This window comes from Kitasatospora sp. NPDC101157 (genome assembly GCF_044768255.1).
Lineage (GTDB): Bacteria > Actinomycetota > Actinomycetes > Streptomycetales > Streptomycetaceae > Kitasatospora.
In genome coordinates, this window is sequence record NZ_JBIWPL010000001.1 from 600,574 (window position 1) to 622,409 (window position 21,836).

The window sequence follows — 21,836 nt, forward strand, 5'->3', positions numbered from 1 at the left end:
CGGCTTGGGACAATCCTTCCCATGGGACACGTCGAGATTTCGCACCTGGAGTACTACCTGCCGGACGGGCGGGTGCTGTTCGACGACGCGTCCTTCCGGGTCGGCGAGGGCGCCGCGGTCGCCCTGGTCGGCGCCAACGGGGCGGGCAAGACCACCCTGCTGCGCATGATCGCGGGGGACATCCAGCCGCACGGCGGGTCGGTGACGATCAGCGGCGGGCTCGGCGTGATGCGCCAGTTCGTGGGCACCACCGGCCGCGAGGACCGGTCCGCCACCCCGGGCGCGCTGCCGGCCGACGCCTCGGTGCGCGACCTGCTGGTCTCGGTCGCCCCCGAGCGGATCGCCAAGGCGGCCCGCGCGGTGGACGCCGCCGAGCTGGCGATGATCGCCCAGGACGACGAGAAGACGCAGATGGCCTACGCCCAGGCGCTCTCCGACTGGGCGGACGTCGGCGGCTACGACTACGAGACCGACTGGGACGTCTGCACCACGGCCGCCCTGGGCGTGCCCTTCGACAAGGCCCAGTGGCGCGGTCTGAACACCCTCTCCGGCGGCGAGCAGAAGCGGCTGGTGCTGGAGGCGCTGCTGCGCGGCCCCGAGGAGGTGCTGCTGCTCGACGAGCCGGACAACTACCTGGACGTCCCGGCCAAGCGCTGGCTGGAGGAGGCCATCAAGGCCACCTCGAAGACCGTGCTGTTCATCTCGCACGACCGTGAACTGCTGTCGAAGACCGCCGACAAGATCATCTCCGTCGAGTCCGGTGCGGCCGGCAGCAGCGTCTGGGTGCACGGCGGCGGCTTCGACTCCTTCCACGAGGCCCGCAAGGACCGCTTCGCGCGCTTCGAGGAACTGGGCCGGCGCTGGGACGAGGAGCACGCCAAGCTCAAGAAGCTGGTCGTCACCCTGCGCCAGGCCGCGGCCGTCAGCCACGCCCTGGCCACCCGCTACGCGGCCGCCCAGACCCGCCTGAAGAAGTTCGAGGAGGCCGGGCGCCCGGAGGAGCCGCCGCGCGAGCAGAACATCACCATGCGGCTCAAGGGCGGGCGCACCGGCGTGCGCGCCTTCACCATGGAGCGGCTGGAGCTCACCGGCCTGATGCAGCCCTTCGACCTGGAGGTCTTCTACGGCGAGCGGGTCGCGGTGCTGGGCGCCAACGGCGCCGGCAAGTCCCACCTGCTGAGGCTGCTGGCCGGTGACACGACGGTCGAGCACACCGGCGACTGGAAGCTCGGCGCCCGGGTCGTCCCCGGCCACTTCCGGCAGACCCACGCGCACCCGGAGCTGTTCGGCCGCACCGTCCGGTCGATCATCGAGGAGGAGCACGCGCTCAGCCGCGGCGCCGCGATGGGCGCTCTTCGCCGGTACGAGCTGGACCGCCAGGAGGAGCAGAAGTTCGAGTCGCTGTCCGGCGGGCAGCAGGCCCGGCTGATGATCCTCAAGCTCGAACTCGACGGCGTGACGGCCCTGTTGCTCGACGAGCCGACCGACAACCTGGACCTGGAGAGCGCCGAGGCGCTGCAGGCCGGGCTGGAGGCCTTCGAGGGCACGGTGCTGTGCGTCACCCACGACCGCTGGTTCGCCAGGAGCTTCGACCGCTTCCTGGTGTTCGGCGCGGACGGGCGGGTCTTCGAGTCGCCCGAACCGGTCTGGGACGTCACCCGGGTCGAGCGCGAACGCTGAGTGACGGGAGGGCGGGTGCCGGGCGATTTTTGACCGCTTCCCGCCCGCCCGGTAACCTGGACGCTTGATGTGCGTATTGGCTCGCTCTATCTCACGTGAGAGGTCGGTACGCCGGAGACATCAGGTCGACGACCAGCGGTCCCCCTTGAATTGCGTCCAAGGTTGGCCAGGCTGCTCTTCCGTCCGGGTGCTCCTGTCAGGACTCACTCACTGAAAAGCGAAGGCTACGACCGTGCGTACGTACAGCCCCAAGCCCGGCGACGTCCAGCGTCAGTGGCACGTCATCGACGCGACCGACGTCGTGCTCGGCCGCCTGGCTTCCCAGGCCGCCAACCTCCTCCGGGGCAAGCACAAGGCGATCTACGCGCCGCACGTTGACACTGGTGACTTCGTCATCATCATCAACGCCGACAAGGTGCACCTGTCCGGTAACAAGAAGACCCAGAAGCTGGCCTACCGCCACTCGGGCTTCCCGGGCGGTCTGCGCTCGGTGCGCTACGACGACCTGCTGGCGAACAACCCCGAGAAGGCCGTCGAGAAGGCCATCAAGGGCATGATCCCCAAGAACAGCCTGGGCCGCCAGATGCTCTCGAAGCTCAAGGTCTACTCGGGCGACCAGCACCCCCACGCTGCCCAGCAGCCGGTGCCGTTCGAGATCACCCAGGTCGCGCAGTAATTCGGCCACCAAGCCCCCCAACACTGAAAAGAGCTGAGGAACACCGTGGCCGAGACCACTGAAACCCTTGAGGTCGACTTCGACGAGAACGTCGTCGAGGGCGAGTACACCTCCGAGGAGAGCTACACCTCCGAGTCGCTGGCCGGCCGCTTCGGCGAGGCCACCCCGGGCGCCGGCCTCGGCCGTCGCAAGGAGGCGATCGCCCGCGTGCGCATCGTCCCCGGCACCGGCCAGTGGAAGATCAACGGTCGCACCCTTGAGGACTACTTCCCCAACAAGGTGCACCAGCAGACCGTGAACGAGCCCTTCAAGCTCCTTGAGCTGGACGGCCGTTACGACGTCGTCGCCCGCATCAGCGGTGGCGGCGTCTCCGGCCAGGCCTACGCGCTGCGCCTCGGCGTCGCCCGTGCCCTGAACGAGGCGGACGTGGACAACAACCGCGGCGCCCTCAAGAAGGCCGGCTTCCTGACCCGTGACGCCCGCGCCGTCGAGCGCAAGAAGGCCGGTCTGAAGAAGGCCCGCAAGGCGCCGCAGTACAGCAAGCGCTAATCGCGTCCCCGGGGGTGCGGTCCGCCCTGGCGGCGCACCCCCTGGTTGCGCAAACCGTCGCCCCGGAGTACCTCGTGTACTCCGGGGCGACGTGTTCCCCGGCCAACGTGGGGCGGCCGGGATCATCGGTGGGTTCCGAGCATGGTGATGGAGGACGGGACAGTGGGACGACTCTTCGGTACGGACGGCGTACGCGGTGTGGCCAACGAGGGCCTGACGGCGGAGCTGGCGCTCGGCCTGTCGGTCGCGGCCTCCCACGTGCTCGGCGAGGCCGGTGCCTTCGACGGGCACCGGCCGGTCGCGGTGGTCGGCCGTGACCCCCGTGCCTCGGGCGAGTTCCTGGAGGCCGCGGTCATCGCCGGCCTGGCGAGCTCCGGCGTCGACGTCCTGCGGGTCGGCGTGCTGCCCACCCCGGCGGTCGCCTACCTCACCGGCGCGCTCGGCGCCGACTTCGGCGTGATGCTGTCCGCCAGCCACAACGCCATGCCGGACAACGGCATCAAGTTCCTCGCCCGCGGCGGCCACAAGCTGGACGACCGGATCGAGGACGCGATCGAGGCCCACTACCGCAAGCACACCGTCGACGGCGAGGACTGGAACCGCCCGACCGGCGCGGCCGTCGGCCGGGTGCGCGAGTACACCGAGGGCTTCGACAAGTACGTCGCCCACCTGATCGGCGTGCTGCCCAACCGCCTGGACGGCATCAAGGTCGTCATCGACGGCGCCCACGGCGCCGCCGCCTACGTCGCCCCCGAGGCCTTCGCCCGGGCCGGCGCCGAGGTCGTGCACACCCTGGGCGCCGAGCCCACCGGCCTCAACATCAACGACGGTGTCGGCTCCACCCACCTCGACCGGCTGCGCGCCGCGATGAAGGAGTACCAGGCCGACCTCGGCATCGCCCTGGACGGCGACGCCGACCGCTGCCTGGCCGCCGACGCCGAGGGCAACGAGGTGGACGGCGACCAGATCATCGCCATCCTCGCCGTCGCCATGAAGGAGGCCGGCACCCTGCGCCGCAACACCGCGGTGGCCACCGTGATGTCCAACCTCGGCTTCAAGCTGGCGATGGAGCGCGAGGGCATCGACCTGGTGGAGACCGCCGTCGGCGACCGCTACGTGCTGGAGGCCATGAAGGAGCACGGTTTCGCGCTGGGCGGCGAGCAGTCCGGCCACGTCATCCTGCTGGACCACGCCACCACCGGCGACGGCACCCTGACCGGCCTGATGCTGGGCGCCCGACTGGCCGCCACCAAGCAGCCGCTGGCCGACCTGGCCGCTGTGATGACCCGTCTGCCCCAGGTGCTGATCAACGTCAAGGGCGTGGACAAGAGCCGGGTGCGGACCAGCACCGAGCTGTCCGCCGCCGTCGCCGCGGCCGAGGCCGAGCTGGGCGCCACCGGCCGGGTGCTGCTGCGCCCCTCCGGCACCGAGCCGCTGGTCCGCGTGATGGTCGAGGCCGCCGACCCGGCGCAGGCCGAGACGGTCGCCCAGCGACTGGCCGAGGCGGTGCGCACCCACCTGGGCTGAGCCCCGGACACGCCGAAGGGCCCCCGCCTCGGGCGGGGGCCCTTCGCCGCGTGGCCCGACGGTGCCTCAGAGCTTGCGCAGCAGCGCCCGGCGGACCTTGTGGTCCGGGCCCTTCTGCAGGATCAGCGTCGCCCGCCCGCGGGTGGGCAGCACGTTCTCCAGCAGGTTGGGCTTGTTGATGGTGCGCCAGACCTGGCGGCCGTACTCCATCGCCTCCTCCTCCGGCACCTCGGTGAAGCGGCGGAAGTAGGAGTTCGGGTCCTGGAAGGCGGTCTGCCGCAGCTTGCGGAAGCGGTCCAGGTACCAGTGCTCGATGTCGTCGGTGCGGGCGTCGACGTAGATCGAGAAGTCGAAGTAGTCGGCCACCGCGAGCCGGGTGCGGCCGTCGGTGCCCGGCAGGGCCGGCTGGAGGACGTTCAGGCCCTCGACGATCAGGATGTCCGGGCGTTCCACGGTCAGCCGCTCGTCGGGCACGATGTCGTACACCAGGTGCGAGTACACCGGCGCGGTGACCCGCTCCTTGCCCGCCTTCACGTCCGCGACGAAGCGCATCAGCGCCCGGCGGTCGTACGACTCCGGGAAGCCCTTGCGGGCCATCAGGCCGCGGCGGCGAAGCTCGGCGTTGGGCAGCAGGAAGCCGTCGGTGGTGACCAGCTCGACCCGGGGGTGCTCGGGCCAGCGGGCCAGCAGGGCCTGGAGCAGCCGGGCGGTGGTGGACTTGCCGACGGCGACGGAGCCCGCCACGCCGATGATGAACGGGGTGCGGGTGCGCTCGGTGTCCGGGGTGTCCAGGAACGTGCCCAGTGCGCCGCGCAGGTCGTGCGTGGCGTGGATGTACAGGTTGAGCAGCCGGGACAGGGGCAGGTAGACGTCGCGCACCTCGTCGAGGTCGAGGGCCGTGCCGAGGCCGCGCAGCTGCTCCACCTCCTGGGCGGTCAGCGGCAGCGGCGTACGCTCGCGCAGCGCGCTCCACTCGGCCCGGCTGAGGTCCACGTAGGGGGACGGGGACGGGCCGGGCGTGGCAGCGCCCCGCGTACAGAGTTCGGTCAGCACATGCTCCATTGTGAGCCGTAGCGGTGTTCACCGTGGTTGTGGTGTCGGTCACGCAGCGTTCGCGGGGGAGCGTGCGAGACGGGAATAGGGCCACAGAACGGCCCTTATGCTGGCACGCATGTGCGGAATTGTTGGATACGTGGGCGCGCAGTCCGCCCTCGACGTAGTAATCGCGGGCCTGCAGCGACTGGAGTACCGGGGCTACGACTCGGCCGGTGTCGCGGTGCAGGCGCAGGACTCCCAGGGGCAGTGGGGTCTCGTCACGGACAAGCGGGCCGGAAAGCTCGCCAACCTGGAGAAGTCGCTCGCCGAGTCGCCCCTGCCCGGCGGCACCACCGGCATCGGCCACACCCGCTGGGCCACCCACGGTGGCCCGACGGACGCCAACGCCCACCCCCACCTGGACGACGACCGCCGGGTGGCCGTGGTCCACAACGGCATCATCGAGAACTTCGCCCAGCTGCGCGCGGAGATCGCCGAGCGCGGCCACACCCTGCGCTCCGAGACCGACACCGAGGTCGTCGCCCACCTGCTCGGCGAGGTGTACGACGGTGACCTGGCCGAGGCCATGCGGACGGTCTGCCGCCGGCTGGACGGCGCCTTCACCCTCGTCGCCGTCCACGCGGACGCGCCCGGCGTGGTGGTCGGCGCCCGCCGCAACTCGCCGCTGGTGGTCGGCCGCGGCGAGGGCGAGAACTTCCTGGCCTCGGACGTGGCCGCGTTCATCGCGCACACCCGCGAGGCGATCGAGCTGGGCCAGGACCAGGTCGTCGAGCTGCGCCGGGAGGGCGTGACCGTCACCAACTTCGACGGCACCCCGGCCGAGGTGCGCGAGTACCACGTCGACTGGGACGCCTCCGCCGCCGAGAAGGGCGGCTACGACTACTTCATGCTCAAGGAGATCGCCGAGCAGCCGAAGGCCGTCGCCGACACCCTCCTCGGCCGGATCGGCACCGACGGCCGGCTCACCCTCGACGAGCTGCGGATCTCCGACGCGGACCTGCGCTCGGTCGACAAGGTCGTCATCGTCGCCTGCGGCACCGCGTTCCACGCGGGCATGATCGCCAAGTACGCGATCGAGCACTGGACCCGCATCCCCTGCGAGGTCGAGGTCGCCTCGGAGTTCCGCTACCGCGACCCGATCATGGGCCCGGGCACGCTGGTCATCGCCATCTCGCAGTCGGGCGAGACCATGGACACCCTGATGGCCCTGCGGCACGCCCGGGAGCAGGGCGCCAAGGTGCTGGCGATCTGCAACACCAACGGCTCCACCATCCCGCGCGAGTCCGACGCGGTGCTGTACACCCACGCCGGGCCGGAGGTCGCGGTCGCGTCCACCAAGGCGTTCCTGACCCAGCTGGTCGCCTGCTACCTGGTCGCCCTGTACCTGGGCCAGGTGCGCGGCACCAAGTGGGGCGACGAGATCTTCACCATCATCCGCGAGCTCGGCGACGCGCCGAAGCAGGTGGAGCAGGTGCTGGAGACCATGGAGCCGGTGCGCGAGCTGGCCCGCTCGCTGGCCGACGCCCGTTCGGTGCTGTTCCTCGGCCGCCACGTCGGCTTCCCGGTGGCCCTGGAGGGTGCGCTCAAGCTCAAGGAGCTCGCCTACATGCACGCCGAGGGCTTCGCGGCGGGCGAGCTCAAGCACGGCCCGATCGCGCTGATCGAGGAGGGGCTGCCGGTCGTGGTGGTCGTGCCCTCGCCGCGCGGGCGGTCGATCCTGCACGACAAGATCGTCTCCAACATCCAGGAGATCCGGGCCCGCGGCGCCCGCACGATCGTGATCGCCGAGGAGGGCGACGAGGCCGTCGTCCCGTACGCGGACCACCTGATCCGCATCCCGGTCACCCCGACCCTGCTCCAGCCGCTGGTCTCCACCGTCCCGCTCCAGGTCTTCGCCTGCGAGCTGGCCACGGCCAAGGGCCACGAGGTCGACCAGCCGCGCAACCTGGCGAAGTCGGTCACCGTCGAGTAGTCGCCCGGCCTCTCACGGCGCCCCTGCGGTGGCTGCGTCCTACCGCAGGGGCGCCGTGTCGAGCGTGAACGAGAACGGGGCGGGGAGGTCGATCGACTTGCCGAAGGGGACCGGTTCCTTCTCCGTGTAGTCGCCGTCCTCAGGCTTGGTGAACAGCGTTACCGTTCCTGCGCTGCGATCGACCAGCAGGTAGCACGGAATGCCTGCGGCGGCGTACCCGCGGCGCTTCTGCTCGCGGTCCCGGCGCGGGCTGGTGGACGTGACCTCGAAGACAAGCAATACGCCGGCAGCGTCGGCCCACGAATCGGCGTTCAGGAAGTGGTCGACCGGGCTGACGGTTCCGTCGGGGATGAACCGGCCGGTCGGCACGATCAGCCCCTTGTTGCCGGAGAGATCCAGGTCGATCGCGGCTTTGCGGAAGAACTGCTTGGCGAGCAGGGAGAACGCGGTCTCGTGTTCTCCGTCCGGCGGTGGCGTCACGAAGATTTCCCCTTCGATGAGTTCTGCCTTGTAGCCAGGTGGGGTGTCCAGCTCCAGGAATGCCTGGAGGAGGTTGTCCCGGCCCAGCGGGCCCTCGACAGCTGGCATGGCGACCATGGCCCTTCTCCCTCCTGTGGGTCCGTGCCGAGCCACAAAGCAGGCGTACGGACCGACACCGGTGGGGGATCGAAGTGGTTGTCACTCGAAAGTGTGCCGCAGGCCCGGCTCCCACGGGGCGGTGGCGCGGGCTAGCGTCGGCGGTAGCCGACCGCTGAAGGAGTTCTCCCCATGCGTCATGCACACCCTGTGGAAACCGTCCGGGCCGCCGAGGCCGCGCTGATGGCCCGGTTGCCGGAGGGCACCCTGATGCAGCGGGCGGCCGCCGGGCTGGCGGCGACCTGCGCCCGGCTGCTGACGCGGCGTCGGGGGCGGGTGTACGGCAGCCGGGTGACGGTGCTGGCGGGCAGTGGGGACAACGGGGGTGACGCCCTGTACGCCGGGGCGGCGCTGGCCCGGCGCGGGGCGCGGGTGACGGCGGTGCTGCTCGCGCCGGAGAAGGCGCACCCGGGCGGGCTGGCCGCGCTGAGGGCGGCGGGCGGACGGGTGACCGCGGAGCAGGACGTCGGCCTGGCCGACTTCTCGCGCGCGGACCTGGTGCTGGACGGGATCGTCGGCATCGGCGGCCGGGGCGGGCTGCGCCCGGAGGCCGTGCCGTACGCCCGAACCGGGCGGAGCGGGATCGTGGTGGCGGTGGACCTGCCCAGCGGGGTGGACGCCGACACCGGCGAGGTGCCCGGGGAGGCGCTGCGCGCGGACGTCACGGTCTGCTTCGGCACCTACAAGCCCGGGCTGCTGATCGACCCGGGGGCCGAGTACACGGGCGCCGTGCAGCTGGTGGACATCGGGCTGGCGCTGCCCGAGCCGGAGGTGACGGCCCTGCAGCACGCGGACGCGGCGGCGCTGCTGCCGCTGCCGGGCGCGGAGAGCGACAAGTACCGGCGCGGCGTGGTCGGGGTGGCGGCCGGTTCGGCGCGGTACCCGGGGGCGGCGCTGCTGGCGGTCTCCGGGGCGCTGCGGGGCGGCGCGGGCGCCGTCCGCTACGTCGGTACGGCGGCCGAGGAGGTGGTGCGGCGCTTCCCGGAGACGCTGGTCACCGAGGGCGGACCGGCCGGGGCCGGGCGGGTGCAGGCCTGGGTGGTCGGGCCGGGTGGCGGCGAGGGGGCGCGGGAGGCGCTGACCGAGGCGCTGGCGAGCGACGTCCCGGTGCTGGTGGACGCGGACGGGCTGACCGAGCTGGGCCGGCTCGGTCCGGACGCGCTGGCCGGCCGGACGGCGCCCACCCTGCTCACCCCGCACACCGGCGAGGCCGCCCGGCTGCTGGCGGGAGCCGAGGGCGGCGCGCCGCCCGCCGCCGACGACCTGGCCGCCGCCCGGCTGGCCACCGCCCGGCGCCTGGCGGCCGCCTACCGGGCCACCGTGCTGCTGAAGGGCTCCACCACCGTGGTCGCCGACCCGGGCGGAGCCGTCCGGGTGAACCCCACCGGCACCTCCTGGCTCGCCACCGCGGGCAGCGGCGACGTGCTGGCCGGCCTGGCCGGCTCCCTGCTGGCCACCGGCCTGTCCCCGCTGGACGCCGCCTCGCTCGCCGCCTACCTCCACGGCCTGGCCGCCCGGGAGGCGGCGGGCGACCCGGGCGCGCCGGTGACGGCCCTCGCGGTCGCCGAGGCCCTGCCGGCGGTCTGGCGCGCGGTTCGCCAGGCGTAGCCGGCGCGGCCGGAGAGCCCCCGGGCGGAACCGGAACGCCGGTCCGCCGCGTCCGTACCCGGGCGGAGGGGCCGTTTGCCGCAGGTCGGCGGGGTGGCGGAGGACGCGGTGCCGATCGCCGCGCCGACGGGCCGTTCGGCGAGGACTCCGGGACGTCTGGGAGACTGACCCTGATGACAACTGCGAACACGACCGGCACGGCCACCCTCACCGACGGCGTACGGGCCGAGGCGACCATCGATCTCGCCGCCCTGCGCGGCAACCTCGCCACCCTGCAGGAGCGCGTCGGGAGCGCGGCGGTGATGCTCGCGGTCAAGGCGGACGCCTATGGCCACGGCGCGGTCGAGTGCGCCCGCGAGGCGGTCGCGAACGGGGTCGGCTGGCTCGGCTGCGCGACGCCCGACGAGGCCCTGGCGCTGCGGGCCGCGGGCATCCGCCCCGAGCAGGCCCGGATCCTGTGCTGGCTGTGGACGCCCGGCGGGCCGTGGCGCGAGGCGCTGCGCGCGGACCTGGACATCTCGGTCAGCGGGCAGTGGGCGCTGGAGGAGCTGCTGACGGCCGTTCGGGAGACCGGCATCCCGGCGCGCGTGCACCTGAAGGCCGACACCGGCCTCGGCCGCAACGGCTGCCAGCCGCACGACTGGCCGCAGCTGGTGGCCGAGGTGCGGCGGGCCGAGTCCGAGGGGCTGCTGAAGGCCGTCGGCGTCTGGTCGCACTTCGCCGCCGCCGACGAGCCCGGCCACCCGTCGATCCGGGCCCAGCTGGACTCCTACCGCGCCGCGCTGGCGCACGCCGAGGCCGCCGGGCTGCGGCCCGAGGTCCGGCACCTCGCGAACTCCCCGGCCACCCTGCTGCTGCCCGAGTCGCACTTCGACCTGGTCCGCACCGGGCTGGCCGCGTACGGGCTGTCGCCGGTGCCGGAGGCGGGCTCGCCGGCCGACTTCGGGCTGCGCCCGGTGATGGCGCTGACGGCCCGGCTGGCGCTGGTCAAGCACGTGCCCGGCGGCCACGGGGTCAGCTACGGCCACCACTACGTGACGCCCGGCCCGACCACGCTCGGCCTGGTCCCGGTCGGCTACGGCGACGGCGTGCCGCGGCACGCCAGCGGCACCGGCCCGGTGCAGATCGGCGGCAAGTGGCGCACGGTGGCCGGCCGGGTGGCGATGGACCAGTTCGTGGTGGACCTGGGCGGCGACACCCCCGGGGTCGGCGACGAGGTGCTGCTGTTCGGCAACGGTGAACGCGGTGAGCCGACCGCGGAGGACTGGGCCCGCGCCAGCGGCTCCATCTCGTACGAGATCATCACCCGGATCGGCGCCCGGGTGCCCCGCCGCTACCTGGGCGGCAGCCACGACGGGAGCCGCACGGTATGACCGAGGCACCGGACGGGACCAGCCCGGTGGCGGCGGTGGCCAAGGCGGCCGGCGCGGCCGGCACCGGGGTGAGCCGGGCCGGTCTGATCGGGATCTCGGTCGGTGTGCTGGCGGCCGGCGCGGCCGCGGGCGTGGCGATGGAGCGGCTGACGGTCGGCCGGGCGATGCGCCGCCGGGCTCGGGCCGAACTGGAGGCGGCGGCCCCGTACGGCTCGCTGCGCGGGCGCCCGCGGACGGTGGCCGCGCCGGACGGCACCGAGCTGTACGTCGAGCTGGACGGCACGGGCTGGGACGAGCCGGACGGCGGCGAGTCGGACGGCGGCGAGTCGGCGGGTGACCGCCCCGAGCCGCTGACCGTGGTGTTCAGCCACGGCTACTGCCTCAACCAGGACAGCTGGCACTTCCAGCGCGCGGCGCTGCGCGAGGGCCTGCGGCTGGTCTTCTGGGACCAGCGCAGCCACGGCCGCTCCGAGCGCTCCCGCTCCTACCTGGCGGGCGAGCCGGCCGGGATCGACCAGCTGGGCGGCGACCTCAAGGCGGTGATCGACGCCGTCGCGCCGACCGGGCCGCTGGTGCTGGTGGGCCACTCGATGGGCGGCATGACGGTGATGGCGCTGGCCGACCAGCACCCGGAGCTGTTCCGGGAGCGCGTCGCCGGGGTCGCGCTGGTGGGCACCCTGGCGGGGGACTGGAACGAGGTGAGCCTCGGTCTGCCGACGGTCGGGGCCAAGCTGTTCAAGAGGGTCGCGCCCGGCGTGGTGAAGCTGCTGGGCCGTCAGGTCGAGCTGGTGGAGGCGAGCCGGCGGATCGGTTCGGACGTCGCCGCCGTGTTCTACCGGAAGTTCTCCTTCGGGGGGCGGGACGTCGATCCCGGCGTGGTGCGCTTCGCCGAACAGCTGCTGGACGCCACCCCGATCGACGTGGTGGCCGAGTTCTACCCGGTGTTCGGCGCCCACGAGAAGTACGCGGCGCTGGCGGCCCTGCACGGTCTGCCGGCCCTGGTGCTGGCCGGGACGAAGGACCTGCTGACCCCGTCGGCGCACAGCGAGGCGATGGTCGAGCGGCTGCCGGGCGCCGAGCTCGTGCTGGTCGAGGGGGCCGGGCACCTGGTGCTGCTGGAGCGCCCGGAGCCGGTCGACCGCGAGCTGGCGCTGCTGCTGCGCCGGGCCGCCGACTTCGCCGGCGCCGCGCCGCTGTCCCCGGCCGTCCTCGCACTCGCCGAGGAGCCGCCCGTGGACGGTGCCGGGGGCGCGGCGGCGCACGATCCGGCCGTCGACCCCGTCTGAGCCCCCCACCCGCCGCGGCGGGGTGCGCCGGTGTGGCACGGTAGCGGTGGCGGCCGGTGTTCGGCCCGCCGTTACGGACGACCGAAGGGCAAGACACGCGCATGGGCTCGCACGCCACTCTCACCGTCCCCACCCCGGAGCGGATGGGCCGGCTCGGCCGGGAGCTGGCCGCGCTGCTGCGGCCGGGGGACCTGGTGCTGCTCTCCGGCGAGCTGGGAGCGGGGAAGACCACGCTGACCCGGGGCCTGGGGGAGGGGCTGCAGGTCCGCGGGGCGGTGACCTCGCCGACCTTCGTGATCGCCCGGGTGCACCCCTCGCTGGTCGGCGGCCCGGCCCTGGTGCACGTGGACGCGTACCGGCTGGGCGGGGACCTGGACGAGATGGAGGACCTCGACCTGGACGTCTCGCTGCCGGAGTCGGTGATCGTGGTCGAGTGGGGCGAGGGCAAGGTCGAGCGCCTGTCCGAGGACCGGCTGGAGGTGCGGATCGAGAGGGCGATCGGCGACACCGCCGGGGAGGACCACGATCCGCGCCGGGTGGTGCTGACCGGCCTCGGGGAGCGCTGGGCGGGCGTGGAGCTGGCGAAGCTGGCCTGAGGCGCGTCCGGCGCCGGTCGACCGTTCCGCCGTTTTGCCGACAGGCTGTCGGCAAGGTGTTGCGAGCGGGGTGCCGGGCGTGGTGGGATGGGTGCTGCGGTTAGGTCTGCCTAACTAGGGAGGCGCCATGTCGAGCACCACCCCCGCCCCGGAGCGCGCCGCGCGCACCACCGGGGCCGGAGAGTCCGCCCACCGCGCCGCGGGTGAGCCGATGCGGGCGCTGCTGGCCGCCTGCGCGGCCGCCGAGGCGGTGTCCACCCCGCCCGAACCGCGGCCCCGGCAGGCCGAGGAGCCCGAGGCGGAGACGCCCCGGGCCGCGTAGCACCTACTCCGCGCAGCACCCGCCCCACCCGCCGCCCGCCGTACGGGCGGCGGGGCCGGGCTCAGGCGATCACGACCACCTTGGTGCCGTTCGACGCGAAGTCCCAGAGCAGCTGGCCGTCGGCGCGGCTGCTGCGGATGCCACCGGTCTTGGCCTTCGGGTCGGCGGTCGGGGTCGCGTCGTCCAGGACCGCGCCGAAGCCGAACACCACGCCGTTCTGCTGGGCGAAGCGCACCACGTGCTCGATCTTCCGGCCGTCCGTACCGGTGCCGGCCGCGGTGCGGCTGTACACCGAGTAGCTGCCCGGGGTGGGCTCCACCGACCCCGGTGTGACCGGGAAGGCGGCCGCGACCTGCGGGTTCTTCTTCGGGTCGACCAGCCAGACGAAGTGGCTGCCGGCCGAGTAGACCACCCGGGTGCCGCTGCCCGAGGAGGCCGGCAGCGGCGGGACGGTCGGGGTGGCGGAAGCGCTCGGCGTCGCGGAGGCGGCCGGGCCGGTGGTCGTCGAGGCGACGGTCGGACGGGCTCCGCCCGCGCGGTCCTGGGCGCCGTTGGCCTGGAAGGCCAGCAGACTCACCACCGCCAGGGCCCCCAGGGTCAGCCCCGTGACCACCACTCCAGGACCCATCTTCGCCACGTGCCCGCTCCCGCCGCTGTTCGCTGTTCGTACCGCCCTAATCGTGCCAGGTCCCCCCGGCCGGTCGGCAGCGCCCTTGCACGTGTGTTCCGGAGGGGGACACCAGCTCGATCGGCCGGTCGGCCCAACGTCGGTCTAACCTTGACCCGTGCTGCTGCTCGCGTTCGACACCGCTACCCCCGCCGTCACCGCCGCCGTCCACGACGGCACGGCGGTCCTCGCCGAGACCCACCAGGTCGACGCCAGGCGCCACGGCGAACTGCTGCTGCCCGCGATCGACCAGGTCCTGCGGGCCGCCGGTGCGGACAAGCACCGGCTCACCGGGATCGCGGTCGGCGTCGGCCCCGGCCCGTACACCGGCCTGCGGGTCGGCCTGGTGACCGCCGCCGCGCTCGGCCACGCGCTCGGCGTGCCGGTGCACGGCGTCTGCACCCTGGACGCGATCGCCTTCCAGGCCCGCGCCGAGGGCCTGGCGGGGCAGCCGTTCACCGTCGCCACCGACGCGCGCCGCAAGGAGGTCTACTGGGCCTCGTACGACGCCGACGGCGGCCGCACCGAGGGCCCCGGAGTGGACCGCCCGGCCGAGCTGACGCCTGCGGCCCGCTCGGTCGGCGCCGGCGCGCTGCTCTACCCCGAGGCCTTCCCGGGCGCGCACGGCCCCGAGCACGTCTCGGCCGGCGCCCTGGCCGGCTTCGCCGCCGCCGAGCTGGCCGCCGGGCGCGAGCTGCTGCCGAACGTGCCGCTGTACCTGCGCCGCCCGGACGCCCAGGTCCCGGTCGGCTACAAGACGGTTCTGGGGGGCAAGGCGGTGCTCCCGGCGTGAACCACGGCACCACCCTGCGCCCGATGCGCTGGTGGGACATCGAGCCGGTGATGGACCTGGAGCGCAGGCTGTTCCCCGAGGACGCCTGGTCCCACGGAATGTTCTGGTCCGAGCTCGCCGAGGCCCACCCCGGCGGCACCCGCCACTACTCGGTCGCCACCGCCGCGGACGGCACGATCGTCGGCTACGCCGGTCTGATGACCGTCGCCGGCGAGGGAGACGTCCAGACCATCGCGGTCGACGAGCGCCACCAGGGCGCCGGCCTCGGCACGGCGCTGCTCACCGACCTGATCCACGAGGCCGCCCGCCGGGGCTGCGCCGACCTGCTGCTGGAGGTGCGGGTGGACAACCAGCGCGCCCAGCGGCTGTACGAGCGCCACGGCTTCGAACCGGTGGGCATCCGGCGCGGCTACTACCAGCCCGCCGACATCGACGCGCTGGTGATGCGCCTCGAACACCCCAGCACCGACAGCACCGACCCGAAGGACATTGAGGACACCCCCCATGGCTGACGAACCGCTCGTCCTCGGCATCGAGACCTCCTGCGACGAGACCGGCGTCGGCATCGTGCGCGGCACCACGCTGCTGGCCGACGCGGTCGCCTCCAGCGTCAACGACCACGCCCGCTTCGGCGGCGTCGTCCCGGAGATCGCCAGCCGCGCCCACCTGGAGGCGATGGTCCCGACCATCCAGCGCGCCCTGGACACCGCCGGGGTCAAGGCCGGCGACCTGGACGGCATCGCCGTCACCGCCGGCCCCGGCCTGGCGGGTGCGCTGCTGGTCGGCGTCAGCGCGGCCAAGGCGTACGCCTGGGCGCTGGACAAGCCGCTGTACGGGGTCAACCACCTCGCCTCGCACATCTGCGTCGACCAGCTGGAGCACGGCCGGCTGCCCTCGCCCACGATGGCCCTGCTGGTCTCCGGCGGGCACTCCTCGCTGCTGCTCAGCGAGGACATCACCACGGACGTCCGTCCGCTCGGCGCGACCATCGACGACGCGGCCGGCGAGGCCTTCGACAAGGTCGCCCGGGTGCTCGGCCTGGGCTTCCCGGGCGGCCCGATCGTCGACCGGACGGCCCGCGAGGGCGACCCGAAGGCGATCAACTTCCCGCGCGGCCTGACCGGGAAGAACGACCCCGAGTACGACTTCTCCTTCTCCGGCCTGAAGACCGCCGTGGCCCGCTGGGTGGAGGCCAAGCGCCGGGCCGGCGAGGAGGTGCCGATCGCGGACGTCGCGGCCTCCTTCCAGGAGGCGGTCACCGACGTGCTCACCCGCAAGGCCGTCAAGGCGTGCAAGGACAACGGCGTCGACCACCTGATGATCGGCGGCGGCGTCGCGGCCAACTCCCGGCTGCGCGAGATGGCCCAGCAGCGCTGCGACCGGGCCGGCATCCGGCTGCGGGTGCCCCGGCCGGGCCTGTGCACCGACAACGGCGCGATGGTGGCGGCGCTGGGCTCCGAGATGGTGTGGCGGGACCGCGCCCCCTCCGCCTTCGACCTGTCGGCGGACTCCTCGTTGCCCGTCACCGACGTCCACGTGCCGCACACCCATGTCCACGGTCAGGCCTACGACGCCCTCGGCGGGGGCGCCGCGTGACCGTCGCCGCGATGTGGGAGGCCCGCGCGGCGGACGGCCGGGCGGCCGAACTCGCCGCCTGGCTGCGGGAGTCCGCGCTGCCCGCGCTGCGCGGCGCGGCCGGGCTGACCCGGACCGAGCTGTTCTCCGCGCCCGGCGAGCGGGTCCTGCTGATCACCTGGTGGGAGGGCGTACCCGCGCCGGTCGCCGACCCGCCGGCCGAGCTGTTGGGCCGCCCGGTGCACCGCTGGTCCTTCACCAGCGAGTACGTCGAGTAGGTCGTGCTCGGGAACCGCGCGACGGCCGCTACCGTGCATAGCTGAGAGAAAGCTGGACGGGACCGGGAGCGCGGTGCGGTGAACAGGGACGGGCGGAGCAGGACCAGGACCAGGGCGTACGCGGCGGGGGCGCTGGCGCTGCTGGCCTTCACCACCGCCTGCGGCGACAACGGGGGCGGCACCGCCGCACCGGCCGGGACCGGGGCCGCGTCGGCGGCGCCCCAGCCGTCCGGCGGTGGCGGCGCGCCGAGCGCCGCGGCCACCACGCCCGGCGCGGCACCGGCCGAGGGCGACGCCGCGGCCTGGGCGAAGTGGAACCTCAAGCCGCTGGCCCCGGCCCCCGCGCCGCCCGCCGACAAGCCCATCAAGCTCGAACGCACCGGCACCGTACCGGTGTTCAGCGACGTGAAGACCACCGACAAGGTCGTCTTCATCACCATCGACGACGGTGCCGAAAAGGACCCGAAGTTCGTCGAGATGCTGACCGACCTCAAGGTGCCGATCACGATGTTCCTGACCAAGGACATCGTCAAGAACGACTACGGCTACTTCAAGCCGCTCCAGGCCCTCGGCAACCACATCCAGAACCACACCGTCACCCACCCGGTGATGAGCAAGCTTCCGCCGGACAAGCAGAAGTCCGAGATCTGCGAGGACCAGGCCGCGCTCACCCAGCAGTACGGCACCGCCCCGCTGCTGTTCCGCCCGCCGTTCGGCGACGGCGCCAACACCCCGACGCTCAACACCTCGGTGCAGCAGTGCGGTCCGCGCGCGATCGTGCTCTGGCGCGAGTCGATGCAGATCCACGACATGCAGTACCAGGCGGGCGACAAGAAGCTGAAGCCCGGCGACATCATCCTGGCGCACTTCCGCGGCCCCAAGGAGCTCAAGGGCGCCACGATGACCCAGATGTTCGCGGACCTGCTGGCCCGGATCCAGGAGCAGGGCTTCTCGGTGGCCCGGCTGGACGACTACATCCAGCCGCCGGCCTCCTGAGGCGTCCTCACCGGCTGTCCCAGCATCATCAGCGGCCCGTTGTCGGTGCGGCTGAGGATCACCGTGACGGTGTTCGGCCCGGAGGGCTTGAGCTGACGGCGCAGCTCCTCCGGGGTGATCGCCATCCCGCGCTTCTTGATCACCACCGTGCCGACCCCGCGCTCGCGCAGCAGCGCCTTCAGCTTCTTGATGTGGAAGGGCAGCACGTCGGTGAGCTCGAAGGCGTGCGCGTACGGGGTGGCGACCAGCCGGTCCGAGGTCAGGTAGGCGATCTTCGGATCGATCAGCCGGCCGCCGACCTGCTCGGCCACCTCGGCCACCAGGTGGGCCCGGATCACCGCGCCGTCCGGCTCGTACAGGTACCGCCCGACCGGGCCGGCCGGGGGGTCGGGAAGATCGCCGCCGGTCAGGCTGGCGGCCTGCGGCAGCAGCGTTGCGCGGTGCGGGCGGTCCGCCCCGGTGCCGAACCAGAGCACCGCCTCCTTGACGTCCCCGTGGTCGGACACCCACTCGGCCTCGGCGTCCGCGGGAACGGCCTCGTGAGGGATGCCCGGGGCGACCTTCAGGGCGCCGATCGGGGTCCGCCGTCCGGCCTCGATGGCCCAGGAGAGCGGCGGGGCGTACGCCTCCGGGTCGAACACCCGGCCGCGCGAGGTGCGCCGGGCCGGGTCGGTGAACACCGCGTCGTAGCCGGTCACGTCCACCTCGGCGACGTCCGCGCAGACCACCTCGACCAGGTCGGCCACGCCCAGCGCGGCGGCGTTGGCCGCGGTGGCGGCGCAGGCCGCCGGATCCCTGTCGACGGCCAGCACCTCGATCCCGGCCCGGGCCAGCGCCAGCACGTCGCCGCCGATGCCGCAGCACAGGTCCGCCAGCCGCCGTACGCCCAACCCGGCGAAGCGGCGCGCCCGCCACTCGGCCACGCTGCGCCGGGTGGACTGCTCGACGCCGTTGGGCGTGAAGTACATCAGGTCGGCGTCCGCCCCGAACTTCGCCCGCGCCCGCTGCCGCAGCCGCGCCTGGCCGAACGCCGCCGACACCAGCTCCGCCGGGTGCTCCCGCCGCAGCCGGGTGGCCAGCGCCAGCTCCTCCTCGGGGGCGAACTCGCGCAGCTCGGCGAGCAGGGCCTGGCCCTGGGGGGTCAGCAGGGGCTGGAGGTTCTCGGTGTCCACGAGCTCATTCTCGCCGGTCAGTCGATCAGCCAGAGCAGCAACGCCAGGGCGGGCGGCGTCGCCAGGGCGGCGACCGGCGTGATCCGGTACCCGAGCCGTCGGCTGCCCCACGCCGACCATCCGCCCAGCCCGGCCGGGACCGCGAAGACGAGGGCCAGCGCCGTGTCGGCGGCGGCCGTCGAGTGGTCGGGGTGGCCCCACATGTAGATGCCGGTCACCAGCGCCACCAGGACGGCCGCCACCACCAGCGACACCATCGCCACCACGGCCACCAGCAGGTCCACCGCCCAGGGCAACCGCGGACGCGCAGGAGCGTCCTCGGCCGGGCTCACCGCCACAGGATGCCCGAGGAGAGGACCGCCGGGACCAGGAAGGGCGAGAGCGCGGCGGTGACCGTCAGGAACTGGTAGCCGGACCGCCGGCTGCGCACGGCCACGACGACGCTCGCCACGAGGGCGGCCACCGGGGCGGCGATCATCCCGATACCCAGGAAGGCCCAGATGCGCCCGTCCCCGTCGTCCCCGGAGCCGGCACCGCTGCCGAGGCAGACGGTGAGGTAGAAGACGGCGAACGGGAGCACGACGCCGAGCAGGGGCACTGCCAGCAGGGCGAGGGCCACGTCCTTGAGCCGGGACGGGCCGACGCGCAGCGGAATCGATGTCATGTCAGGAGTCTTGCCGCGGGCCCGCGCCCCGCACATGAGTACGGCTACTCATCCGCGACCCGAGTCCGCCGGGCGCGCCGTTGGCACTCTGGTTGACTGAGTGCTAACGGCAGCCTATGGTCGTCCTTGGCACTCCCCAGTGGGGGAGTGCTAACGCGAAGACGTGTGTCTGACCCCCGCGACGGCAGGCCCGCAGGTTCGCCCCTACCCGTTAGAAAACCCCGTAATCTCCGAAGGGGAGCTCGGACGTGACCACCAGCAGCAAGGTTGCCATCAAGCCGCTCGAGGACCGCATCGTGGTCCAGCCGCTCGACGCCGAGACCACCACGGCCTCCGGCCTGGTTATCCCGGACACCGCCAAGGAGAAGCCCCAGGAGGGCGTCGTCCTGGCCGTCGGCCCGGGCCGCTTCGAGGACGGCCAGCGTCTGCCGCTCGACGTCGCCGTCGGTGACATCGTCCTGTACTCGAAGTACGGCGGCACCGAGGTGAAGTACCAGGGCGAGGAGTACCTCGTCCTCTCGGCTCGCGACGTTCTCGCCATCATCGAGAAGTAACAGCACCGAGAAGTAAGACGTTCCGACCCGCCCCGGATCCGTGTCCCAAGTGACAGGGGCCCGGGGCGTGGTTGTTGGTTCACGTAGTTCGGCGGCCGGTCGGCCGGCCGCAGCCCCGAGGGAATAGGGAACATGGCGAAGATCCTGCAGTTCGACGAGGACGCCCGCCGCTCGCTGGAGCGCGGTGTCAACAAGCTGGCCGACACCGTCAAGGTGACCATCGGCCCCAAGGGCCGCAACGTCGTCATCGACAAGAAGTTCGGCGCCCCGACCATCACCAACGACGGTGTCACCATCGCCCGTGAGGTCGAGCTGGACGACCCGTACGAGAACCTTGGCGCGCAGCTCGTCAAGGAGGTCGCCACCAAGACCAACGACGTCGCGGGTGACGGCACCACCACCGCCACCGTGCTGGCCCAGGCCCTGGTCAACGAGGGTCTGCGCAACGTCGCCGCCGGTGCCGGCCCGGCCGCCCTGAAGAAGGGCATCGACAAGGCCGTCGCCGCCGTCTCCGAGCACCTGCTGTCCGTCGCCCGCGAGATCGAGGGCAAGGACGACGTCGCCGCCGTCGCGTCCCTCTCCGCGCAGGACGCCCAGGTCGGCGAGCTGATCGCCGAGGCGATCGACAAGGTCGGCAAGGACGGTGTCATCACCGTCGAGGAGTCGAACACCTTCGGCGTGGAGCTGGACTTCACCGAGGGCATGCAGTTCGACAAGGGCTACCTGTCGCCGTACTTCGTCACCGACGCGGAGCGTCAGGAAGCGGTCCTGGAGGACCCGTACATCCTGATCAACCAGGGCAAGATCTCCTCCATCCAGGAGCTGCTGCCGCTGCTGGAGAAGATCCTGCAGAGCGGTGCCTCGAAGCCGCTGCTGATCATCGCCGAGGACGTCGACGGCGAGGCGCTGTCGACCCTGGTCGTGAACAAGATCCGCGGCACCTTCAACGCCGTCGCCGTCAAGGCCCCGGGCTTCGGCGACCGCCGCAAGGCGATCCTCGGCGACCTGGCCGTCCTGACCGGCGGCACGGTCATCTCCGAGGAGGTCGGCCTCAAGCTCGACCAGGCCGGTCTGGACGTGCTGGGCACCGCCCGCCGCGTGACCATCACCAAGGACGACACCACCATCGTCGACGGTGCCGGTGACTCCGAGGCCGTGGCCGGCCGCGTCGCCCAGATCAAGGGCGAGATCGCCGCGACCGACTCCGACTGGGACCGCGAGAAGCTGCAGGAGCGCCTGGCCAAGCTGGCCGGCGGCGTCTGCGTCATCAAGGTCGGCGCCGCCACCGAGGTGGAGCTGAAGGAGCGCAAGCACCGCCTGGAGGACGCCATCTCGGCGACCCGCGCCGCGGTCGAGGAGGGCATCGTCGCCGGTGGTGGCGCCTCCCTGGTCCACGCCGCCAAGGTGCTGAACGACGGCCTGGGCCTGTCGGGTGACGAGGCCACCGGTGTCGCCGTGGTCCGCAAGGCGCTGCACGAGCCGCTGCGCTGGATCGCCCAGAACGCCGGCCTGGAGGGCTACGTCATCACCTCCAAGGTCTCCGAGCTGGAGATCGGCCAGGGCTACAACGCCGCCACCGGCGAGTACGGCGACCTGGTGAAGGCCGGCGTCATCGACCCGGTCAAGGTCACCCGCTCCGCCCTGGAGAACGCCGCCTCGATCGCCTCCCTGCTCCTCACCACCGAGACCCTCGTGGTGGAGAAGAAGGAGGAGGAGGCCGAGGCCGGTCACTCCCACGGCGGCCACGGCCACTCGCACTGACGCCGAACGCCTGACCGGAGGCCCGGTCCGCAACCCCGCGAGGGGCAGCGGGCCGGGCCTCCGGTCGTGCGGGGCGGTGCTCCAGGCTTCAACTA

23 protein-coding genes are annotated in these 21,836 nt (G+C 72.9%); 17 read left to right on the forward strand and 6 right to left on the reverse strand.

Annotation, left to right across the window (positions count from 1 at the left end):
* The first annotated feature begins 21 nt into the window (after positions 1 to 21).
* From ACIRVF_RS02785 to glmM, 4 genes are all read left to right on the forward strand, one after another.
* A complete protein-coding gene (locus ACIRVF_RS02785) occupies positions 22 to 1,680 on the forward strand; it encodes an ABC-F family ATP-binding cassette domain-containing protein (RefSeq protein WP_402812638.1) in 1,659 nt (552 codons plus the stop codon).
* Between the two features lie 232 nt (positions 1,681 to 1,912).
* A complete protein-coding gene (gene rplM / locus ACIRVF_RS02790; protein WP_030055846.1) occupies positions 1,913 to 2,356 on the forward strand; it encodes a 50S ribosomal protein L13 in 444 nt (147 codons plus the stop codon).
* A 45-nt stretch (positions 2,357 to 2,401) separates the two neighbouring features.
* Complete coding sequence (gene rpsI, locus ACIRVF_RS02795) at positions 2,402 to 2,905, forward strand: 30S ribosomal protein S9 (protein WP_402812641.1); 504 nt, start codon at positions 2,402 to 2,404, stop codon at positions 2,903 to 2,905.
* A gap of 162 nt (positions 2,906 to 3,067) precedes the next feature.
* Positions 3,068 to 4,432 carry a phosphoglucosamine mutase gene (gene glmM / locus ACIRVF_RS02800; RefSeq protein ID WP_402812644.1) on the forward strand — a complete coding sequence of 455 codons (1,365 nt, stop codon included), beginning with the start codon at positions 3,068 to 3,070 and terminating at the stop codon, positions 4,430 to 4,432.
* Between the two features lie 66 nt (positions 4,433 to 4,498).
* On the opposite strand, the gene coaA is transcribed toward glmM, so the two are convergent.
* Positions 4,499 to 5,494: a type I pantothenate kinase gene (gene coaA / locus ACIRVF_RS02805; RefSeq protein WP_402812646.1), complete on the reverse strand. Its 996-nt coding sequence runs from the start codon at positions 5,492 to 5,494 to the stop codon at positions 4,499 to 4,501.
* A 109-nt stretch (positions 5,495 to 5,603) separates the two neighbouring features.
* Here coaA and glmS point away from each other — a divergent pair, with 109 nt between their 5' ends.
* Complete coding sequence (gene glmS / locus ACIRVF_RS02810) at positions 5,604 to 7,460, forward strand: glutamine--fructose-6-phosphate transaminase (isomerizing) (RefSeq protein WP_402812648.1); 1,857 nt, start codon at positions 5,604 to 5,606, stop codon at positions 7,458 to 7,460.
* Positions 7,461 to 7,499: 39 nt separating this feature from the next.
* On the opposite strand, the gene ACIRVF_RS02815 is transcribed toward glmS, so the two are convergent.
* Entirely contained in the window at positions 7,500 to 8,057 is a 558-nt protein-coding gene (locus ACIRVF_RS02815; RefSeq protein WP_402812650.1) for a Uma2 family endonuclease, read from the reverse strand.
* A gap of 171 nt (positions 8,058 to 8,228) precedes the next feature.
* Here ACIRVF_RS02815 and ACIRVF_RS02820 point away from each other — a divergent pair, with 171 nt between their 5' ends.
* From ACIRVF_RS02820 to ACIRVF_RS02840, 5 genes are all read left to right on the forward strand, one after another.
* Positions 8,229 to 9,704 carry an NAD(P)H-hydrate dehydratase gene (locus tag ACIRVF_RS02820; RefSeq protein WP_402812652.1) on the forward strand — a complete coding sequence of 492 codons (1,476 nt, stop codon included), beginning with the start codon at positions 8,229 to 8,231 and terminating at the stop codon, positions 9,702 to 9,704.
* Positions 9,705 to 9,877: 173 nt separating this feature from the next.
* A complete protein-coding gene (gene alr / locus ACIRVF_RS02825) occupies positions 9,878 to 11,077 on the forward strand; it encodes an alanine racemase (RefSeq protein ID WP_402812655.1) in 1,200 nt (399 codons plus the stop codon).
* Complete coding sequence (locus ACIRVF_RS02830) at positions 11,074 to 12,363, forward strand: alpha/beta fold hydrolase (RefSeq protein WP_402812658.1); 1,290 nt, start codon at positions 11,074 to 11,076, stop codon at positions 12,361 to 12,363. Before alr ends, ACIRVF_RS02830 begins: the two co-directional genes overlap by 4 nt.
* 101 nt (positions 12,364 to 12,464) lie before the next feature.
* Positions 12,465 to 12,959, forward strand: coding sequence for a tRNA (adenosine(37)-N6)-threonylcarbamoyltransferase complex ATPase subunit type 1 TsaE (gene tsaE / locus ACIRVF_RS02835; protein ID WP_051825597.1), 495 nt, complete (start codon positions 12,465 to 12,467; stop codon positions 12,957 to 12,959).
* A gap of 127 nt (positions 12,960 to 13,086) precedes the next feature.
* The gene (locus tag ACIRVF_RS02840) at positions 13,087 to 13,281 is read left to right on the forward strand and encodes a hypothetical protein (RefSeq protein WP_402812663.1); all 195 of its coding nucleotides are present in this window, start codon (positions 13,087 to 13,089) and stop codon (positions 13,279 to 13,281) included.
* A 61-nt stretch (positions 13,282 to 13,342) separates the two neighbouring features.
* Here the strand turns inward: ACIRVF_RS02840 and ACIRVF_RS02845 are convergent, their stop codons facing one another.
* Positions 13,343 to 13,909 (reverse strand): hypothetical protein, encoded by a 567-nt coding sequence (locus tag ACIRVF_RS02845; RefSeq protein WP_402812978.1) that lies wholly within the window; start codon positions 13,907 to 13,909, stop codon positions 13,343 to 13,345.
* 157 nt (positions 13,910 to 14,066) lie between these two features.
* On the opposite strand from ACIRVF_RS02845, the gene tsaB reads away from it, so the two are divergent.
* From tsaB to ACIRVF_RS02870, 5 genes are all read left to right on the forward strand, one after another.
* The gene (tsaB, locus tag ACIRVF_RS02850) at positions 14,067 to 14,741 is read left to right on the forward strand and encodes a tRNA (adenosine(37)-N6)-threonylcarbamoyltransferase complex dimerization subunit type 1 TsaB (RefSeq protein WP_402812665.1); all 675 of its coding nucleotides are present in this window, start codon (positions 14,067 to 14,069) and stop codon (positions 14,739 to 14,741) included.
* Positions 14,742 to 14,764: 23 nt separating this feature from the next.
* Positions 14,765 to 15,253, forward strand: a complete 489-nt coding sequence (rimI, locus tag ACIRVF_RS02855) for a ribosomal protein S18-alanine N-acetyltransferase (protein WP_402812980.1) — start codon at positions 14,765 to 14,767, stop codon at positions 15,251 to 15,253.
* Positions 15,246 to 16,337: a tRNA (adenosine(37)-N6)-threonylcarbamoyltransferase complex transferase subunit TsaD gene (tsaD, locus tag ACIRVF_RS02860; RefSeq protein ID WP_402812667.1), complete on the forward strand. Its 1,092-nt coding sequence runs from the start codon at positions 15,246 to 15,248 to the stop codon at positions 16,335 to 16,337. The genes rimI and tsaD overlap by 8 nt, the downstream gene beginning before the upstream one ends.
* Entirely contained in the window at positions 16,334 to 16,594 is a 261-nt protein-coding gene (locus ACIRVF_RS02865; RefSeq protein WP_402812670.1) for a hypothetical protein, read from the forward strand. The genes tsaD and ACIRVF_RS02865 overlap by 4 nt, the downstream gene beginning before the upstream one ends.
* A gap of 78 nt (positions 16,595 to 16,672) precedes the next feature.
* Positions 16,673 to 17,590 carry a polysaccharide deacetylase family protein gene (locus tag ACIRVF_RS02870; protein ID WP_402812673.1) on the forward strand — a complete coding sequence of 306 codons (918 nt, stop codon included), beginning with the start codon at positions 16,673 to 16,675 and terminating at the stop codon, positions 17,588 to 17,590.
* On the opposite strand, the gene ACIRVF_RS02875 is transcribed toward ACIRVF_RS02870, so the two are convergent.
* Genes ACIRVF_RS02875 through ACIRVF_RS02885 form a run of 3 tightly spaced genes read right to left on the reverse strand, consistent with a single transcriptional unit; the run spans position 17,566 to position 19,426 of the window.
* Complete coding sequence (locus ACIRVF_RS02875; protein WP_402812676.1) at positions 17,566 to 18,762, reverse strand: methyltransferase domain-containing protein; 1,197 nt, start codon at positions 18,760 to 18,762, stop codon at positions 17,566 to 17,568. The two genes, ACIRVF_RS02870 and ACIRVF_RS02875, sit on opposite strands and share 25 nt — an antisense overlap.
* A 17-nt stretch (positions 18,763 to 18,779) precedes the next feature.
* Positions 18,780 to 19,094 carry a hypothetical protein gene (locus ACIRVF_RS02880; RefSeq protein ID WP_402812679.1) on the reverse strand — a complete coding sequence of 105 codons (315 nt, stop codon included), beginning with the start codon at positions 19,092 to 19,094 and terminating at the stop codon, positions 18,780 to 18,782.
* Complete coding sequence (locus tag ACIRVF_RS02885; protein ID WP_402812681.1) at positions 19,091 to 19,426, reverse strand: hypothetical protein; 336 nt, start codon at positions 19,424 to 19,426, stop codon at positions 19,091 to 19,093. The genes ACIRVF_RS02880 and ACIRVF_RS02885 overlap by 4 nt, the downstream gene beginning before the upstream one ends.
* Positions 19,427 to 19,674: 248 nt before the next feature.
* Between ACIRVF_RS02885 and groES the strand changes: the two genes are divergently transcribed.
* Together groES and groL are read left to right on the forward strand one after the other, a co-directional pair.
* Positions 19,675 to 19,980, forward strand: coding sequence for a co-chaperone GroES (groES, locus tag ACIRVF_RS02890; protein WP_014136232.1), 306 nt, complete (start codon positions 19,675 to 19,677; stop codon positions 19,978 to 19,980).
* Positions 19,981 to 20,112: 132 nt separating this feature from the next.
* On the forward strand, positions 20,113 to 21,741 hold the full coding sequence (groL, locus tag ACIRVF_RS02895) for a chaperonin GroEL (protein ID WP_402812683.1): 1,629 nt from the start codon (positions 20,113 to 20,115) through the stop codon (positions 21,739 to 21,741).
* The last annotated feature ends 95 nt before the right edge of the window (positions 21,742 to 21,836 follow it).

Bases quoted from the DNA above. Each gene is read 5' to 3' on its own strand.
- ACIRVF_RS02785 (WP_402812638.1), top strand. From the start codon at position 22: ATGGGACACGTCGAGATTTCGCACCTGGAGTACTACCTGCCGGACGGG.
- coaA (WP_402812646.1), bottom strand. From the start codon at position 5,494: ATGGAGCATGTGCTGACCGAACTCTGTACGCGGGGCGCTGCCACGCCC.
- glmS (WP_402812648.1), top strand. From the start codon at position 5,604: ATGTGCGGAATTGTTGGATACGTGGGCGCGCAGTCCGCCCTCGACGTA.
- ACIRVF_RS02815 (WP_402812650.1), bottom strand. From the start codon at position 8,057: ATGGTCGCCATGCCAGCTGTCGAGGGCCCGCTGGGCCGGGACAACCTC.
- ACIRVF_RS02820 (WP_402812652.1), top strand. From the start codon at position 8,229: ATGCGTCATGCACACCCTGTGGAAACCGTCCGGGCCGCCGAGGCCGCG.
- alr (WP_402812655.1), top strand. From the start codon at position 9,878: ATGACAACTGCGAACACGACCGGCACGGCCACCCTCACCGACGGCGTA.
- ACIRVF_RS02830 (WP_402812658.1), top strand. From the start codon at position 11,074: ATGACCGAGGCACCGGACGGGACCAGCCCGGTGGCGGCGGTGGCCAAG.
- tsaE (WP_051825597.1), top strand. From the start codon at position 12,465: ATGGGCTCGCACGCCACTCTCACCGTCCCCACCCCGGAGCGGATGGGC.
- ACIRVF_RS02840 (WP_402812663.1), top strand. From the start codon at position 13,087: ATGTCGAGCACCACCCCCGCCCCGGAGCGCGCCGCGCGCACCACCGGG.
- ACIRVF_RS02845 (WP_402812978.1), bottom strand. From the start codon at position 13,909: ATGGGTCCTGGAGTGGTGGTCACGGGGCTGACCCTGGGGGCCCTGGCG.
- rimI (WP_402812980.1), top strand. From the start codon at position 14,765: ATGCGCTGGTGGGACATCGAGCCGGTGATGGACCTGGAGCGCAGGCTG.
- tsaD (WP_402812667.1), top strand. From the start codon at position 15,246: ATGGCTGACGAACCGCTCGTCCTCGGCATCGAGACCTCCTGCGACGAG.
- ACIRVF_RS02885 (WP_402812681.1), bottom strand. From the start codon at position 19,426: ATGACATCGATTCCGCTGCGCGTCGGCCCGTCCCGGCTCAAGGACGTG.
- groL (WP_402812683.1), top strand. From the start codon at position 20,113: ATGGCGAAGATCCTGCAGTTCGACGAGGACGCCCGCCGCTCGCTGGAG.